The 1091-nt window shown below is 56.7% G+C and carries 1 protein-coding gene; it reads right to left on the bottom strand.

All coding sequences use genetic code 11. The features are described 5' to 3' along the window. Window positions 1–207 precede the first annotated feature (207 nt). Window positions 208–969 carry a JAB domain-containing protein gene (locus tag Y88_RS18940; RefSeq protein ID WP_036500813.1) on the bottom strand — a complete coding sequence of 254 codons (762 nt, stop codon included), beginning with the start codon at window positions 967–969 and terminating at the stop codon, window positions 208–210. Window positions 970–1091 lie beyond the last annotated feature (122 nt).

Raw genomic sequence — 1091 nt, 5'->3', positions numbered from 1 at the left:
TGACGGCGCGTAGCCCGCCGAATATCCTTCACCACCGCCTCGGCAGGCTTCTTGGTGGGCTTGGCAGCCGATTTTGGGCTGGAGGGATTGGGTCTCATCTGCGTTCCTTACGTCACTACGACGAGACCCAATCCCTCCATTATCCGCAACCCCATTTCTGGGCCATAGGTGCTGACGCCGAACAGCCACAGGCATTCCCAGCAAGCGCTAGATAAGCCCAATAGATTTGAGGGAGACGCACTCCTTCTCACCGATCAAAATGTAGTCATGCACGATAATGCCGAGGTGACGCCCAGCCTCGGCAACCTTCCGGGCGAATGAAACCTCAACTGGCTCCGGCTCAACCTGAGCGTCAGAGGCGTTGCGAACGAAGAGAAGTGCTGCCGCCCCAAGGGTCATTGCATTACCAATGACATCCCTGATCGAGAACACATTTTCGCCACTCCCGGCATCAATGATCCGATCAAGCAACAGCCGATTGTGAGTGTCAAGGTAAAGCACTCGCAATCCCTCGCCATTCGCCAAGGCCGCCCCGACCTTTACGTAATCGATAAGAGCCTTCCAGCTCGAAAGAATAGGCTTTTCAGGAACGCAAGTCTGCGAGAGGAGGCCCGCTACAACTCCCGGCAGCCTCAGAGCGGCCGCCACCGGCCCCCTTATCCCCGGGATCGCCATCAGAGATCGAGGCGAAGCATTAAATACGCCACCAAGCGAACCAAATCGCTGGAGCAGCGCACCGACGAGCGGCTTCACATCCACCCGCGGGATTACAGTGATGAGCAGACTTTCCAAAATCTCTCGATCGGAAAATGCTTCGCCACCTCCGTCAAGCAAACGTCGACGGAGATTTTCACGATGCCCTTCCCGCCGAGGCGCACCAAAGAATGCAGGCCCAACCTCCCTGCCATCACGATCAATTTTCCAGCCATCCGCCTTGGTTTGCCCTGCAAAAACGACAGCCTCGAGCATTGTTACCACCGAGTAAGTGCGAACACGTATGACGTGGCCCCCAGCTTTCCGCCAACTGGGATTAGAGGTCAGCAGCTTTGTTGCGCATGAGCGCGGTTGAAGCAATGGCCTGTGTAGCGGAG

It is taken from the genome of Novosphingobium nitrogenifigens DSM 19370 (assembly GCF_000192575.1).
Taxonomy (GTDB): domain Bacteria; phylum Pseudomonadota; class Alphaproteobacteria; order Sphingomonadales; family Sphingomonadaceae; genus Novosphingobium; species Novosphingobium nitrogenifigens.
Note: the sequence above shows the minus strand (reverse complement) of the source record. Positions and strands in the feature narration are given on the sequence as shown.

Bases quoted from the DNA above. Each gene is read 5' to 3' on its own strand.
- Y88_RS18940 (WP_036500813.1), bottom strand. From the start codon at position 969: ATGCTCGAGGCTGTCGTTTTTGCAGGGCAAACCAAGGCGGATGGCTGG.